Source organism: Rhodococcus sp. NFXS4, assembly GCF_058139645.1.
Window position 1 is genome coordinate 3,150,384 of the sequence record NZ_CP192221.1, and the last position, 14,067, is coordinate 3,164,450.

At 68.8% G+C, this 14,067-nt stretch carries 15 protein-coding genes; 9 read left to right on the plus strand and 6 right to left on the minus strand.

Annotated elements, in window-relative coordinates:
* Positions 1-4: 4 nt before the first annotated feature.
* Positions 5-823: an SDR family NAD(P)-dependent oxidoreductase gene (locus tag J4E04_RS14735; RefSeq protein ID WP_490148894.1), complete on the minus strand. Its 819-nt coding sequence runs from the start codon at positions 821-823 to the stop codon at positions 5-7.
* A 28-nt stretch (positions 824-851) separates the two neighbouring features.
* The gene (locus J4E04_RS14740) at positions 852-1,811 is read right to left on the minus strand and encodes a polysaccharide pyruvyl transferase family protein (RefSeq protein ID WP_490148895.1); all 960 of its coding nucleotides are present in this window, start codon (positions 1,809-1,811) and stop codon (positions 852-854) included.
* A 127-nt stretch (positions 1,812-1,938) separates the two neighbouring features.
* On the opposite strand from J4E04_RS14740, the gene J4E04_RS14745 reads away from it, so the two are divergent.
* The 3 genes from J4E04_RS14745 (at position 1,939) to J4E04_RS14755 (ending at position 4,276) form a co-directional block, all read left to right on the plus strand.
* A complete protein-coding gene (locus tag J4E04_RS14745; RefSeq protein WP_051612937.1) occupies positions 1,939-2,331 on the plus strand; it encodes an STAS domain-containing protein in 393 nt (130 codons plus the stop codon).
* Positions 2,328-2,837, plus strand: coding sequence for an ATP-binding protein (locus J4E04_RS14750; protein WP_204866650.1), 510 nt, complete (start codon positions 2,328-2,330; stop codon positions 2,835-2,837). Before J4E04_RS14745 ends, J4E04_RS14750 begins: the two co-directional genes overlap by 4 nt.
* Before the next feature lie 89 nt (positions 2,838-2,926).
* Positions 2,927-4,276 (plus strand): PP2C family protein-serine/threonine phosphatase, encoded by a 1,350-nt coding sequence (locus J4E04_RS14755; protein WP_307109085.1) that lies wholly within the window; start codon positions 2,927-2,929, stop codon positions 4,274-4,276.
* Here J4E04_RS14755 and J4E04_RS14760 read toward each other — a convergent pair.
* On the minus strand, positions 4,256-4,807 hold the full coding sequence (locus tag J4E04_RS14760) for a CinA family protein (protein ID WP_490148896.1): 552 nt from the start codon (positions 4,805-4,807) through the stop codon (positions 4,256-4,258). The genes J4E04_RS14755 and J4E04_RS14760 overlap by 21 nt on opposite strands.
* A gap of 108 nt (positions 4,808-4,915) precedes the next feature.
* Here J4E04_RS14760 and nadE point away from each other — a divergent pair, with 108 nt between their 5' ends.
* The gene (gene nadE, locus J4E04_RS14765) at positions 4,916-5,740 is read left to right on the plus strand and encodes an NAD(+) synthase (protein WP_027503969.1); all 825 of its coding nucleotides are present in this window, start codon (positions 4,916-4,918) and stop codon (positions 5,738-5,740) included.
* A gap of 342 nt (positions 5,741-6,082) precedes the next feature.
* On the opposite strand, the gene J4E04_RS14770 is transcribed toward nadE, so the two are convergent.
* Positions 6,083-7,057, minus strand: coding sequence for a ferritin-like domain-containing protein (locus J4E04_RS14770; RefSeq protein ID WP_490148897.1), 975 nt, complete (start codon positions 7,055-7,057; stop codon positions 6,083-6,085).
* A 154-nt stretch (positions 7,058-7,211) separates the two neighbouring features.
* Here J4E04_RS14770 and J4E04_RS14775 point away from each other — a divergent pair, with 154 nt between their 5' ends.
* Entirely contained in the window at positions 7,212-7,466 is a 255-nt protein-coding gene (locus tag J4E04_RS14775) for a hypothetical protein (RefSeq protein WP_490148898.1), read from the plus strand.
* 130 nt (positions 7,467-7,596) lie between these two features.
* Here the strand turns inward: J4E04_RS14775 and J4E04_RS14780 are convergent, their stop codons facing one another.
* Positions 7,597-8,064 carry an NUDIX hydrolase gene (locus tag J4E04_RS14780; RefSeq protein ID WP_490148899.1) on the minus strand — a complete coding sequence of 156 codons (468 nt, stop codon included), beginning with the start codon at positions 8,062-8,064 and terminating at the stop codon, positions 7,597-7,599.
* Between the two features lie 98 nt (positions 8,065-8,162).
* Here J4E04_RS14780 and J4E04_RS14785 point away from each other — a divergent pair, with 98 nt between their 5' ends.
* Positions 8,163-9,821: a catalase gene (locus J4E04_RS14785; protein ID WP_490148900.1), complete on the plus strand. Its 1,659-nt coding sequence runs from the start codon at positions 8,163-8,165 to the stop codon at positions 9,819-9,821.
* Positions 9,822-10,074: 253 nt separating this feature from the next.
* On the opposite strand, the gene J4E04_RS14790 is transcribed toward J4E04_RS14785, so the two are convergent.
* A complete protein-coding gene (locus tag J4E04_RS14790) occupies positions 10,075-10,986 on the minus strand; it encodes a manganese catalase (protein ID WP_027503974.1) in 912 nt (303 codons plus the stop codon).
* Positions 10,987-11,117: 131 nt separating this feature from the next.
* On the opposite strand from J4E04_RS14790, the gene J4E04_RS14795 reads away from it, so the two are divergent.
* From J4E04_RS14795 to J4E04_RS14805, 3 genes are all read left to right on the plus strand, one after another.
* Positions 11,118-12,464 carry an APC family permease gene (locus J4E04_RS14795; protein ID WP_222638229.1) on the plus strand — a complete coding sequence of 449 codons (1,347 nt, stop codon included), beginning with the start codon at positions 11,118-11,120 and terminating at the stop codon, positions 12,462-12,464.
* Between the two features lie 84 nt (positions 12,465-12,548).
* Positions 12,549-12,806 (plus strand): hypothetical protein, encoded by a 258-nt coding sequence (locus J4E04_RS14800; protein ID WP_027503975.1) that lies wholly within the window; start codon positions 12,549-12,551, stop codon positions 12,804-12,806.
* Positions 12,803-14,062 carry a cupin domain-containing protein gene (locus J4E04_RS14805; RefSeq protein WP_490148901.1) on the plus strand — a complete coding sequence of 420 codons (1,260 nt, stop codon included), beginning with the start codon at positions 12,803-12,805 and terminating at the stop codon, positions 14,060-14,062. Before J4E04_RS14800 ends, J4E04_RS14805 begins: the two co-directional genes overlap by 4 nt.
* Positions 14,063-14,067 lie beyond the last annotated feature (5 nt).

Here is a 14,067-nt window from a genome sequence, read left to right on the forward strand (position 1 = left end):
AGCATCACCGGCGCAGGGCTTCTCGCGGCTTGGCCAGTACCTTGTGGCCGGTCGCCTTGACCACGTCGGGCAGGACCGCGTCGACCGCGGCCATCGCCTTCGACATCACCGACGCCGCCACCACCCTGCGCGAGCCGGCCTGCATGGCGTCGTATCCCGCACGCGCGACGTCCGCCGGGTCATCCTTCCTCGACCGGCCCATGGCGGTGTCGTCCATGCGCGCGCGGTGGAAGAAGTTGGTCTCGACGGGTCCGGGCATCAGCGACGTGACGGTCACAGGTGACTCACTGAGTTCGCCCTGGATCCCCTCGGCGAACGACTGCAGGAACGACTTGGACGCGTTGTAGACGGCCTGGTACGGGCCGGGCATGGTCGAGGCCACCGACGAGGTGATGAGCACACGGCCCTCACCGGCGCGAATCATGCCGTCCAGCACCACCTTCGCGAGATGCACCGTCGAACGGACGTTCAGGTCGACGACGGCGAGACTGTCGTCGAGCGGCACCTCGGTGAACGCGCCGCCGCGACCGATACCGGCGTTGAGAGCCGCGGCCACGAGGGGGCGGCCCTGCGCCCGCAGCGCGTCGGCGACGCGCGCCACACCGTCCGGCGTCGCCAGGTCCGCGGTCACGGGGGTCACCGACACGCCGGTCGCGCTCAGTTCGGTCGCGACCACGTCGAGGCCGTCGGATTCCGCCACGACGACGAGGTCGTGACCGTCGCGCGCGAAGAGTCGGGCCAGCTCGCGCCCGATGCCGCTGGAGGCACCGGTCACGAGCGCCAGAGGTCGGGTGTCGCCGGGGGTGGACGAGGTATCGGTCATGTCGGTCGACTACCCACCGACCACGCGACTATGCGAGTGCCCGCACGACATCGACGAGCAGATCCGCCACCACCGGGCGCACCCGCGCAGCCGCCTGCGCCGCCTCCGTGCGACCGGAGTCGGACAGACACCACGCCGTCCATCGGGACAGCGACGCTGCGTCCACGTCGTCGGCGGCGAGCACCGCCGGCCACCCCCACGCCGTGGCCTGCGAGGTCACCTTCGCTCCCCCGGCCACCGGGTCGATCGCGAGAGCGGGAATGCCGTCGGACAGCGCGAGCACCAGTCCGTGCAGGCGCATCGTGACGACGACGTCGAGGCGGCGCACCACCGACTCGACCGCAGCCGACGTCGACGGTGATCGCCACGACCGCGGATCGAGCCGGGTGTCGAGATCCAGCACCGCCAGATCGTGCCGGGAGGCGAGCCAGTCGTCGAGAACGGCAGCGACCGCCCCGTGTCGGCGACGCGTCCCGTACTCGCGCTGACCGGACGTCGTGAACACCCCGACGACGGGCACGGCTCCGGGTGCCGCCGCGGCAGCCAGGTCCGGAACGGGTGGGGCGTGGCACCTCGCCCCACCCGACTCGCCGGCCGGGACGTCGCGGGGAAAGACCTCGTCGAACCCCGTGTACGCCGCACCGGCGACGTCGACGACGCTGACTCCCACCGCGTAACGGCGGCAGTGCGCGAATCTGCGGTGCAGCGCCTCGATCTCGCTCCCGCTCACCGGCCCGCACACCCACAGCAGATGGGTGTACTCGCTCGGGTCGACGTCGGCGAGAGGGACGTCACGGCCGGCTCGGGAGCCGAGCGGGGCGCGGCTCATGGCCGTGCTCCAGGCGATGTCCACCCGGTGCCCGGCCGCGGCCACCGCGTCCGCGACAGCCCACATGGCCTTCTGGTCCCCGGCCGTGCACTCGCCGTTCTCGACACTCGACCAGCCCACGACGAGAACGCGTCGGCCGCCCGTACCGATGCTGCTCATCGGGGCTCGATACCCTGGAAAAACCCCGTCAAACTCCCCACCCGGCGCTCGGAGCCGGTGTGGCATCGGTCGGACTCGGCTGCTTGAATGGCCTTTCTGGACCGAACACCGAAAGGCAGGACATCCGATGTCGATCGCCGAGAACACCACGGACGCATTCCGTGTCGACACCGAATGGCACGACGACGCAGCGATCCTGACAGTCGTGGGCGAACTCGATCTGGCCACCGCGCCGATTCTTCAGGATGCGGTGGACGCCGTACGGACCACGGCGTCGAGCGCGCTGATCATCGATCTGACGGGTGTCGATTTTCTCGCGTCGGCCGGTATGACCGTGCTGGTGACCTCGCATCAGGCGGTGGGCGACGACGTCGCCTTCGCCGTCGTCGCCCGCGGTGCGGCCACCGCTCGCCCCCTGCAGTTGGTCGGTCTCGACGAGACGTTCCCCGTGCTCGACACCCGCGAGGCGGCGCTCGCGGCCGTCACCACGTCCGGTTCGCCCGTCGACGACCTCGCATGAGCAGCGCTCCCGGTGTGAGGACCGGGCACGCGTGGGGTACTCCTCCCCTCGTGATCGACGACGCGACGACTGAGCACCACCAGCCCCCCACCCAGTTGTCCCTCACCGATCTCGACGCCGAACCGCAGCGCATCACCGACGCTCGCGTCCGCTTCGGTGCGTGGTTGACGCACACGCCCTTCGACACGGCGCGGACGTACGACATCGTGCTCGCCGTCTACGAGGCGATGGCCAACGTCGTCGAGCACGCCTATGCCGCCACCACCGGTCGACGCGTCTTCGACCTCCAGGCCACCTACGACTCCGCGCGGCTCGAGGTTGCCGTCCGTGATCACGGGACGTGGTCCGACTCGTCGCCGGGGCCCCTCCGTGGCCGCGGTCTGCCGCTGATCGAGACCCTGTCGGACGACGTCACGCTGTCGTCCGCCGACTCGGGCACCACCGTGACCATGGCATGGGACGTGGCACCGACATCCGGCATCGACACCGACGATCAGGTCTCGTAGACTCGTACGCGATTGCTGAGGCTCCCCGTGAGTCTCTCCTCCTCCAGCCCCGGGGAGAGCATTACCGCTCTCGTCTCACCGGAGGCTTCGTGACTGCACTCTCGTCCCACGCGTTCGACTCCCCGCGCCGTGCCACGTCGAGAACGGCGATCGATGCCCTCGATCTCGGTCCCGACCTCGCGCAGGCCGCCGAGGCGGCACGCCTGGCCGCGTTGGCCCGGTACGACGTCGAGCACACCGCCGCCGACGGCGCCTTCGACCGCATCGCCCGCCTCGCGGCCCGCTGGTTCGACGCGCCGTACGCGTCCGTGTCCATCATCGATGCCGACCTGGTGCGGTTCACCGCCACCTACGGCGACGGGCTCCCGGACCACACCGAACGTCACGACGCCCTGTGCACGATGGCGATGACGCACGACGGGCCTTTCGTCGCGTCGGACACCCTGGCGAACCCGGCCACCGCCGGTAGTGCCTTCGTCCGCGGCGATCTCGGCATCCGCTTCTACGCCGGCGCCCCCATCGTGACCGCCGACGGCTTCCGGCTCGGCACGGTCAACGTCTACGACGTGGTGCCGCGCACGGTGTCCGACGATCGCGCGGACATCCTGATGGAACTGGCCGACATCGCGATGGACGAGTTCGAGTTGCGACTGTCGGCCGCGACCACCGTGCGCGCCGAGCGGGAACTCCGCACGCGCGCCGAGGCGGACTCCGCGATCATCGGTGACTACGCCGCCGTGCTGCAGCGCACGCTGCTCCCACCCTCCCTTCCCACCATCGAGGGTCTGACGCTCGCGTCGCACTACCACGCCTCGTCACCGCTGCAGGTCGGCGGCGACTTCTACGACGTCTTCGCGCTGGGCAAGGACCGGTGGGCGTTCTTCCTCGGCGACGTCCAGGGCCACGGCGCCGGCGCCGCGGCCGTCACCTCGCTGGTCCGCTACACCCTGCGGGCCGCGGCGCTGCACCACGACGATCCGACGGAGGGGCTCGCCGAGCTCAATCGACTGTTGTTGATGGACACCTCGCATCAGCGTTTCTGCACCGTGCTGTTCGGTGTGATCACCCCGGATCCTCGCGGCGGTTTCCGCGTCACACTGGCGACGGGCGGGCACCCGCCCGCCCTGCTCCTCGATCCCGCTCGCGGCGAGGTGCACGAGATCCGTTCCAGTACAGGCATGTTCGTCGGCGCTCTGCCGAACGCGACCTTCAGTGCGTGCAGTTTCCGGTTGCAGGAGGGGCAGACACTGCTGCTCTACACGGACGGCATCACCGAGGCACGTCCCGACGGGCGCACCATGTTCGGCGAGGACGGTCTCGCGCAGTTCACGCAGGCCCGCCTCGGACTGTCCACGACGAAGATGGTCGAGGATCTGGTCGCCCTCATCCCCGACCTCTCTCCGATCGACGACATCGCCCTACTCGCGCTGGGCGCCTGACCGAGCGTGGTCGCGCAGCAGGCGTAGCGCGCGTTCGATGGTCGCGGCCAGGACGTCCTTCGGGTCGCCCTCGAAGACCACGCGCTCCGCGCTGGTCGTCCCGTGGTCGGCGATGCCGAACCAGACCGTTCCGGGTTCCACGTCCTCGTTCGTCTCCGGTCCCGCCTCACCGGTGACGGCCACGGCGAGATCCGCGCCGAGCGCCGACGCCGCTCCGCTCGCCATGGCCGTGGCGGCCTCCTCGCTCACCACGGGGCCGCGGGGTACCTGCAACAGCGAGTACTTCACCTCGCTGGCGTAGGCGACGATCGACCCGCGGAACCACGTTCCGGACGACGACGCGCGGCCCAGGTTGGCAGCGATGTTCCCGGCGGTGAGCGACTCGGCGGTGCCTATACGGAGGTCGCGTTCGAGAGCAAGTTCCGCGATCTCCGAACAGAGCTCGGCGAGATCCTCGTCGGTGTCGACGCGCTGCTCCGGTTCGGCCGCCTCGCCCTCGATGAGTTCCTCGGTCTCGACGTGGTGAGACATGTGTCTTCCGTTTCCTCTCTCAGTGCTGCACGGACCGGTAGTCCTTCCCGCTCCGTCCGGTGACAAACATCCCCGGCACGCGCGGAGGATCGGCGCTAGCGTTGAGTCATGCCAAGCCTTCGCGACACCATTCGAACCGAACTCGAGGTCCGTCCGACCATCGATCCCGCAGCGGAGATCGACACGCGGGTGGGCTTTCTCGCCGACTACGCCGTCGCCACCCGAACTGCCGGCTTCGTACTCGGCATCAGTGGCGGACAGGACAGCACACTCGTGGGACGCCTGTGCCAGCTCGCCGCGGAACGCGTTCGCGCCGGCGGCGGCGACGCGACGTTCATGGCTGTACGACTCCCCTACGGTGAGCAGGCGGACGAGGCCGACGCGGCGATCGCGCTCGATTTCATCCGCCCCGACACCACGGTGACGGTGGACATCAAGCCGTCCGCGGACGGCGCAGGCGTGGCAGCTGCCACGGCCCTCGGAGTCGATCGACTGCGCGACTTCGTTCGCGGCAACATCAAGGCACGCGAGCGGATGGTCGCCCAGTACGCGCTCGCGGGCGAGCGGAACCTGCTCGTCGTCGGTACCGATCACGCTGCCGAGGCCGTGACGGGGTTCTTCACCAAGTACGGCGACGGCGGTGTGGACCTCACGCCGCTGACCGGCCTGACCAAGCGCCAGGGTGCGGCCCTGCTGCGCGAACTCGGTGCCCCGGAGAGCACGTGGAAGAAGGTACCCACGGCCGATCTCGAGGACGACCGGCCGGCGCTGCCCGACGAGGAGGCACTGGGTGTGACGTACGCCCAGATCGACGCCTACCTCGAAGGCGAGGACGTGCCCGACGAGGCCGCCGCCACCATCGAGAACTGGTTCGTCAAGACCCGGCACAAGCGCACCACTCCGGTCACCCCCAGTGAGACGTGGTGGCGCTGACCGTCTCGGTCGGTCGGTGTGATCCTGCTCCGAACGGGTAATCCCCCTCACAGCGCTCGAGAAGTGAGGCGTCGACGCATTCCGGTGTTTCGACAGGAGATGAACAGATGGATAACGACACGGTGGTCTGGACCGAGACCGGTCCGCGGCAGGAATGGTGGGAGGCCGTGATGGCACGGTGCGGAGCGGAGACTGCACGACCGGTTCCCCTCGACTCGGCACCCTCCCGCCGAGAACGACCGGAGCATGCCGACACCCCGACCAGGCGTGCGGGCTGACCGGACCGACGACAGACGAAGCCCCCGAGGATCGATGATCCTCGGGGGCTTCCGGGTGAGTGGATCAGGAGATGCCGACGATGTCCTTCGCCAGCGCTGCCAGACGAGTCTGCGCGGCGGAGACCACCGAGTGGCGGTTCTTGTTGCGCTCCTCGTAGGCGACCACGGTGCGCAGATCTGCCGGATCGGTCAGTTCCTTGATCTCGGCGACTGCTGCGGCGACGTTCAGACCGTCGTAGTCGGCGATGGGAAGTTCGTGCTCCTCGAGCGTCCCGCCGGCCGCACGGGTGCAGTGGATCGCGTCGGCGACACCGGTCGCGCCGCCGTCACGAGTGACCTCCTCGGCCGTCTCGAGTGCCGCGTCGCGGCTCGCGGTGACGGTGTCGACGGCCAGTTCGGTCGCGCGCTGGCCGCGGCCGATGAGGGTGGACACCTTCGCGGGAACGTCCTTCGCCGTGCCGACGACGCGGTCGACACCTCGCGACGACCAGGTGACCGGCGTGTTGATGAGACGCACGGCAGCACCGGTGGCGGCCTGGATCGGGGTGCGGCGCAGTGCGGCCGGTCCACCGAGGGCGTCCTCGGCGAGGACGGTGGTGAGCCACTCGACGGTCGCGGTGTGGGCGGTCACGAGATCGTCTGCGAGCGACACGACGCCCGGCGTGGACGCGGTCGTGGCGAGAGCCTTGACGTAACGGGCGCGGTCGAGCAGCTGGTGCTCCAGCGCGAGATCGCCGAGAAGGGCCTCGTCGAACGGCTGCGCCTGCTCGCCGATGGCCTTGAGCAGCGCGGTGAGGCGCCCGACGACGGGTGCGACGACGCCGGGGAAGCCGCCGAGTTCACGAATGGCGGCATCGATGCGAGCAGCGCGATCGCGTCCGTTCGACGCGTTCTGCAGCAGTTCCTCGCGGACAGCTTCCGTCCGAGCCTGTGCGACGCGGGTCTCGGCCACCTGAACCTCGGTGTTGGTGAGCGCGAGCAGAGCGCGAAGCTGGGCGACGAGCGTCGCCCGTTCGGTGTGTGCGGTGGTGCTGACCATGTGATGTGCCCCCTGTGATGGAAGTTGAGTCTCGGTGCAAGAGCAGCCGGAACGACCGCCCCGTGTCATTCGGTGACAGATCGTGGTTACCCGCCGGTACAACGGGGAAAACGCAGTGTGACGAGGCACATTCCCCGCGATCGAAGGAGTTCTCATGGCCGACGAACTGGACGAGACGATGCTCGACTCCGTGCAGGAGAAGATCGACGAGGCCAAGCAGGCGGCGGGAGACATCCCCGAGCGGCGTGAGGGCGGGCCGGATCAGGACGATCTCCACGATTCCTCCGACGGTGCCGCCGAACAGACCGGCGACGCGGCGGAGGCGACACTCGACGAGTTCCGCAACGCCGAGGGTGACCGTGACGAGGGCATGACCGAGGGCGGCGGCGGAGGTCAGGGCGCCGCCTGAGTGGGCTGAGCGATCCGTCTCATCACGTCGGCGACCAGTCCGCTCCGCGATGCGTCGACGGTCTGTGTGCAGAGATCCGCGTTCACCGCGGATCTCTGCACACAGGTTCTCCGCCCGCGCGACGTGCGCCTCAGAGCTGCTCGAGGTGGCGGTCGAGGGCGTCGAGTAGCGGAACCTGCCCGCTCAGCAGCCGACGCCGCGCGGACGTCCGATCACACCACTCCACGCGGTCGACCTCGGGAAACACCAGGCGCCGCCCCGATCTGGGTGGCCACTCCATCTCCACACTGTTGCTCACGGCGGTCGAGGGGTCGAGTTCGCCGCGCACGGCGAACGCACGAACCGACTTGGCTCTGGACTGCGCGACCGTGCCGAGATCGATCCAGTCCCCGTCGGGCACCGGGGACCCGAGTTCCTCCACGAACTCTCTGGCCGCCGCTGTGCGCGCATCCTCGGTGTCGGCGTCGTACTCGCCCTTCGGTATGGACCAGGCGCCGGCGTCCTTGCGCGCCCAGAAGGGTCCGCCGGGATGAGCCAGCAGCACCTCCAGCTCGCCCCCACCCCCGCGGAACAGCAGCACACCGGCACTCGTCCTCATTCCGGGATTCTGTCCGATCACGTTTTCTCGCGATCGTGTCGGGTACGCGGTCCGCTGCACGAAGCCTCCGTTCCACAGAGCAGTCAAGGAGCCGACACATGACAGACGTCGCGTCGCAAGGGTCGACACCGGCAGACGACCGGGACATCCTCACCAATCGTCAAGGGCATCCCGTCTACGACAACCAGAACCAGCGCACCGTGGGCTCACGCGGTCCGGCCACCCTCGAGAACTACCAGTTCCTCGAGAAGGTCAGCCATTTCGATCGCGAGCGCATCCCGGAGCGCGTCGTCCACGCCCGCGGAGCCGTCGCCTACGGCTATTTCGAGGCCACCGGGAAGTGGGGCGACGAACCCATCGAGCGGTACACCCGCGCGAAGCTGTTCGCCGAGGCCGGCAAGCGCACGGACCTTGCCGTCAGGTTCTCGACGGTGATCGGCGGGCGCGATTCGTCCGAGGCCGCGCGTGACCCCCGCGGCTTCGCGATCAAGTTCTACACCGAGGACGGCAACTGGGACCTCGTCGGAAACAACCTGGGCGTCTTCTTCATCCGTGACGCCATCAAGTTCCCCGACGTCATCCACTCGCTCAAGCCGGATCCGGTGACGTTCCGGCAGGAGCCCGCGCGCATCTTCGACTTCATGTCGCAGACGCCCGAGGCGACCCACATGCTCGTGAACCTGTTCTCCCCCCGCGGGATTCCGGCCAATTACCGGACGCAGCAGGGTTTCGGAGTGAACACCTACAAGTGGGTCGACGCCGAGGGCGAGACTCACCTGGTGAAGTACCACTGGATCCCGAAGGCGGGAGTCGCGTCGCTCACCGAGGCGGACGCCGCCGCGATCCAGGCGAACGATCTGGGCCATGCGAGCAAGGATCTGTACGAGCACATCGAGCGCGGCGATTTCCCCGAATGGGAACTGCGCGTGCAGGTGATGAGTGACGACGAGCATCCCGAGCTGAACTTCGACCCGCTCGACGACACGAAGGTGTGGCCGGAGAACGAGTTCCCGCCGAAGGTGGTGGGCCGCATGGTGCTGAACCGCAACGTCTCGAACCACTTTGCCGAGAACGAGCAGATCTCGTTCGGCACCGGTGTGCTCGTCGACGGCCTGGACTTCTCCGACGACAAGATGCTGGTCGGCCGGACCTTCTCGTACTCGGACACCCAGCGCTACCGCGTGGGGCCGAACTACCTGCAGCTGCCCGTCAACCAGGCGAAGAACGCGCGGGTGTCCACGAACCAGCAGGGCGGCCAGATGCAGTACTCGGTGGACAACACCGGCAGCAATCCGCACGTGAACTACGAGCCCTCCATCACGGGCGGTCTCCGTGAGGCCGAGTACCCGACGCACGACGAGCAGGGTCCGGAGATCCACGGCCGCCTCACCCGCAAGCGGATCGATCGCACCAACGACTACGAGCAGGCCGGTCAGCGGTACCAGCTGATGGACCAGTGGGAGAAGGACGACCTCGTGGCGAATCTCGTCGCGAACATCTCGGAGGCGACGCGCGAGGTGCAGGAGCGGATGGTCTGGCACTTCTTCATGGCCGACGACGAACTCGGCGCCCGCGTGGGAGAGGGGCTGGGCATCTCGGCCGACGACGTCCGCGGACTCGAACCGCTCGCATCGCAGACCCTGTCGGAGGAGGAGGACCGGCGGCGCGCGAATCTCGGGAAGAACGGCCCCCGCGACGTCGCCGACCTGCAGATGACGCACTGCGTCCCGAACGAACGCGCGACGACTGCCGGATGACGTCGCCATGACGCAGGTGTGGACAGCGTCACTCCGCGGGGTTATCGTCGGAGACGCAAGCCGAACAGGTCGTAGGACGAACTCGAGGCAGGTGGTGCGTATCAACACGGTGACGACAAGACACGTGTTCATTCCGACGCGAGGACGATCACGCGGAGCCTGTTCTCCGGATCGACTCGCACCATCCACATCAACCTGACAGAACCCCGGCGCCGTATCGGCGCCGGGGTTCTTCGTCGTTCGGGTCGGCCGATCAGCCGGCGTCGGGGTCCAACGTCTCCTTGATCTTGCCCATGACGCCCTTCTCCGTGCCGAGAGCCGCGTTCGACGGTTCGCCGAGTCCACCGTCGTAGGTGGCGTAGAGCTTCGGGTCCGGCGGCGGTCCACTCTGCTTGTTGCCCAGCGGCTGCGGATCGGCGAGGAACCTGTTCTCGTGGCGGCCGTCGGGTGCGGTGCCGTGCGCCCACCGGCCCTTGTCGGACTCGGTGCCGTCCGACAGATGCCACAGCGTGCTCGCGTGCTCGTCGTACTCCTCGTCGAACAGGTCGTTCGGCGCCACCACACCCTCCAGACCGTCCGCCTGCAGCTCCTCGATGGCCGCGAGCCACATGTTCTGGTGATACGTGTCGCGGGCGAGGTTGAACTTGAGCATGTTCTTGACACCGGGATCGTCGGTCATGTGCCACAGGCGTGCGGTCTGCACGCGGCCCTGCGCCTCCGCCGCGACGTTGGCGCGGAAGTCCGCCAGCAGGTTGCCGCTGGCGACGATGAAGCGCCCGTTCCACGGGACACCGTTGCTGTCGGCGAGGGTGGGTCCGCCACCGGACACGATGGCCTGCTGCGGATCCATCCCGCCCAGCACCGCGGCGACGACGGGATCGGCGGCAGCGTTCTTGGTGGACTCGGTGGCCGGTGCGCCCTCGAGGAGCCGCGCGACCATGGTCGCGATCATCTCCACGTGACCGATCTCCTCGGTCGCGATGTCCATGATGAGGTCCTTGTACTTGCCTTTCATGCGACAGTTCCATCCCTGGAACAGGTACTGCATCGTGACGGTCATCTCGCCGTACGCGCCGCCGATCAACTCTTGCAGCTTGCGGGCGTAGACGGGATCCGGCTTCTCCGGCTTCACGTCGAACTGGAGGTGGTCGGTATGACGGAACATGAAGGCTCCTGACAGCGCTCGGGGTCGTGCTCTTGTCGCGCCCCGGCTACCCGGAGGCGGACCCGACAAACGACCCGGATCGCCGGGTCGTGCGCGTGGGTAACGGCCCCGCGAACGGGTAACCCGGTGCGATGAGCACTGACCTGAACGACCCTGCGGAGCCGGGCGACTCCCCCGGTCTGCGTCGCGCCGTCACCGGCAAACTCCTGTTCGTCTTCATCCTGGGTGATGTTCTCGGAGCGGGCATCTACGCACTCGTGGGCGAGATCGCCGGCGAGGTCGGCGGTGCCGTCTGGGTGCCGCTGCTGGTGGCACTCGCGATGGCCATGCTCACCGCGGCCTCGTACGCCGAGCTGGTGACCAAGTACCCGCGCGCAGGTGGTGCCGCCGTGTTCGCCGAGCGAGCCTTCGGACGGCCGGTGGTGTCGTTCCTCGTCGGGTTCTCGATGCTGGCGGCGGGTGTGACGAGCGCGGCCGGGCTGTCCGTCGCCTTCGCCGGTGACTATCTGGGCGCCTTCCTCGACGTCCCGACGGTTCCTGCCGCGCTGGTGTTCCTCGCCGTCGTCGCTCTCCTGAACGCGCGTGGCATCAAGGAGTCGATGCGGGCGAACGTGGTCATGACCGTCGTCGAGGTCAGCGGACTCGTCCTCGTCGTCGTCCTCGCCTGCATCGTGCTCGGTCGCGGCGACGGCGATCTCGGCCGCACCCTCGAGTTCACCGATGCCGTGAACCCTGCCGTGGCGGTCCTCGCGGCGGCACTGCTCGCCTTCTACTCGTTCGTGGGGTTCGAGACCTCGGCCAACATGGCGGAGGAGGTCCGGGACGTGCACCGCGTCTACCCTCGCGCGCTCTTCCTCTCGCTGGCGACGGCCGGTGCGGTCTACGTCGCGGTCGGACTCGCGGTGAGCGCGGTGGTGCCCGCGAGCGACCTCGCGGACACGTCGGCGCCCCTGCTCGCCGTCGTCTCGGCGGCCGACGTCGGTGTCCCCGACAGGCTCTTCGGACTCGTGGCGTTGATCGCCGTGGCCAACGGCGCCCTGCTGACCATGATCATGGCCAGCCGACTCACCTACGGGATGGCCGGACAACGACTGCTGCCCGCCGTCGCGGGCCGGGTGTTGCCACGTCGGCAGACTCCCTGGGTGGCCATCGTCGCGACCACGGTGGTGGCGATGATTCTCGCGGCCACCGGGACCGTCGCAGCGCTCGCGGAGACCGTCGTCCTGCTGCTCCTGATCGTGTTCGTCAGCACCAACCTCGCCGTGCTGGTGCTGCGCAAGGACCAGGTGGACCACCCGCACTTCCGCACCCCGGTGATCCTTCCGGTGCTCGCTCTGATCAGCTGCGGCGTGCTCGCGACGCAGCAGACCGCGCAGACATGGCTGCGTGCCGGCGTGCTGCTCCTGGTCGGCGGCGTGCTCTACGCGGCGATGCGGTGGACACGGAGTTTGAGAAGTCCCGAAATCGTCAACACGTGACCTGTCTCCTGTAGAACGGGGACGTTCGATGTGTGTCCGACGCCGGAATTCCGGCGTCCGGTCGTGACGACTGAAAGGTAGACGATGGCTATCAACGACGACGACATCACCACTTCCGGAGCAGCAGGCGGCGAAGGCCCCGCCGACGGCGGCTCCAACCCGAACGGTCACGACGGCGGCGCCGACGGCACCGCGTCCAGCACGGAGGGCCCCGCCGACGGCGGCTCGAACCCGGGTGGACACGACGGCGGCGCGGACGGCTCCGCGGCCAGCGGCGAGGGCCCGGCCGACGGCGGCTCGAACCCCGACGGCCACGACGGCGGTGCGGACGGTACGGCTTGAGCCGACCGACCGATGACGAGCGCGGACCGGGAGACCGGTCCGCGCTGCGTCGTCTTCTGAGCATCGAGCCCCGCGCCTTCGCCGAGGACCACTGGGGACGCGCGCCGCTCCTGACGCGTGCGGCCGACCTTCCCGCTCCGTTCACCGATCTGCTGTCGACGGACGCCGTCGACGAGCTGGTGTCCGAACGCGGCGTGCGCACACCCTTCGCCCGGATGGCCAGGAACGGCGCGCTGACCGACCGCGGGCAGTTCACCGATTCGGGTGGCTTCGGGGCCGAGGTGACCGATCAGCTCGACTCCGCCGGAATCCTGGCGGCCTTCGCGGACGGCCACACCCTGGTCCTGCAGGGACTCCATCGACTGTGGCCTCCCCTCATCCACTTCACCGGCGACCTGGTCGCCGATCTCGGCCACCCGGTGCAGGTCAACTCGTACATCACCCCCGCGTCGTCGCGCGGATTCGATCCCCACTACGACGTGCACGACGTCTTCGTCCTCCAGATCGCCGGCGAGAAGCGGTGGATCCTGCACCCCCCGGTGCACGAGCACCCGCTGTCGAACCAGCCGTGGTCGGACCGCAGGGACGCCGTCGCCGCCATGTCGCGCACGGACCCGACCCTCGACGTCGTTCTGCGCGAAGGTGATTCGCTGTACGTTCCGAGGGGCTGGATCCATTCCGCCGAGGCCCTGGGTGACACCTCGATCCATCTGACCGTCGGAATGTCGGCCTTCACCCGGCACGACCTCCTGCATCACGTGCTGGGCACCCTCGCGGACGACGCGAGCTTCCGGGCCCCGCTGCCCGTGGGGCTCGATCTGACCGATCCGGACGCCGTCGTACCGCACGTGCGCGCGCTGATCGCAGATCTGACCGCGACCCTCGCCGACACCGACGGTCGCGACGGTCGAGCGCGGACGGCGGCAGAGCGTGTCGGCCGTCGCTTCGTCGAGGTCACGCGGCCGGCCCCGGTGCGTCCTCTCGAGACCGTGCGCACGATGGCCGGCCTGTCCGCGGCCACCGTGGTGACGTGGCGATCCGGGCTCGCCGCGCGGGTGACGCAGTCGCCCGAGTCGGTCGCCGTGACGACGCGGACCAAGACGATCACGCTGCCCTCGATCGCGGCGGACGCCGTTCGGCAGCTGCACAGCGGGAAAGACTGCGCGGTCGGCGACCTCACGGGTCTCGACGATCAGGACGCGATCGTCGTGGTGCGTCGCCTGCTCCGCGAGGGTCTCGTCGTCGCCCGATCGTGACGACG

What these genes read in the sequence shown, in the direction of transcription:
- J4E04_RS14735 (WP_490148894.1), bottom strand. Translation starts at nt 823, where the DNA reads ATGACCGATACCTCGTCCACCCCCGGCGACACCCGACCTCTGGCGCTC.
- J4E04_RS14740 (WP_490148895.1), bottom strand. Translation starts at nt 1,811, where the DNA reads ATGAGCAGCATCGGTACGGGCGGCCGACGCGTTCTCGTCGTGGGCTGG.
- J4E04_RS14745 (WP_051612937.1), top strand. Translation starts at nt 1,939, where the DNA reads ATGTCGATCGCCGAGAACACCACGGACGCATTCCGTGTCGACACCGAA.
- J4E04_RS14750 (WP_204866650.1), top strand. Translation starts at nt 2,328, where the DNA reads ATGAGCAGCGCTCCCGGTGTGAGGACCGGGCACGCGTGGGGTACTCCT.
- J4E04_RS14760 (WP_490148896.1), bottom strand. Translation starts at nt 4,807, where the DNA reads ATGTCTCACCACGTCGAGACCGAGGAACTCATCGAGGGCGAGGCGGCC.
- nadE (WP_027503969.1), top strand. Translation starts at nt 4,916, where the DNA reads ATGCCAAGCCTTCGCGACACCATTCGAACCGAACTCGAGGTCCGTCCG.
- J4E04_RS14770 (WP_490148897.1), bottom strand. Translation starts at nt 7,057, where the DNA reads ATGGTCAGCACCACCGCACACACCGAACGGGCGACGCTCGTCGCCCAG.
- J4E04_RS14775 (WP_490148898.1), top strand. Translation starts at nt 7,212, where the DNA reads ATGGCCGACGAACTGGACGAGACGATGCTCGACTCCGTGCAGGAGAAG.
- J4E04_RS14780 (WP_490148899.1), bottom strand. Translation starts at nt 8,064, where the DNA reads ATGAGGACGAGTGCCGGTGTGCTGCTGTTCCGCGGGGGTGGGGGCGAG.
- J4E04_RS14785 (WP_490148900.1), top strand. Translation starts at nt 8,163, where the DNA reads ATGACAGACGTCGCGTCGCAAGGGTCGACACCGGCAGACGACCGGGAC.
- J4E04_RS14790 (WP_027503974.1), bottom strand. Translation starts at nt 10,986, where the DNA reads ATGTTCCGTCATACCGACCACCTCCAGTTCGACGTGAAGCCGGAGAAG.
- J4E04_RS14795 (WP_222638229.1), top strand. Translation starts at nt 11,118, where the DNA reads ATGAGCACTGACCTGAACGACCCTGCGGAGCCGGGCGACTCCCCCGGT.
- J4E04_RS14800 (WP_027503975.1), top strand. Translation starts at nt 12,549, where the DNA reads ATGGCTATCAACGACGACGACATCACCACTTCCGGAGCAGCAGGCGGC.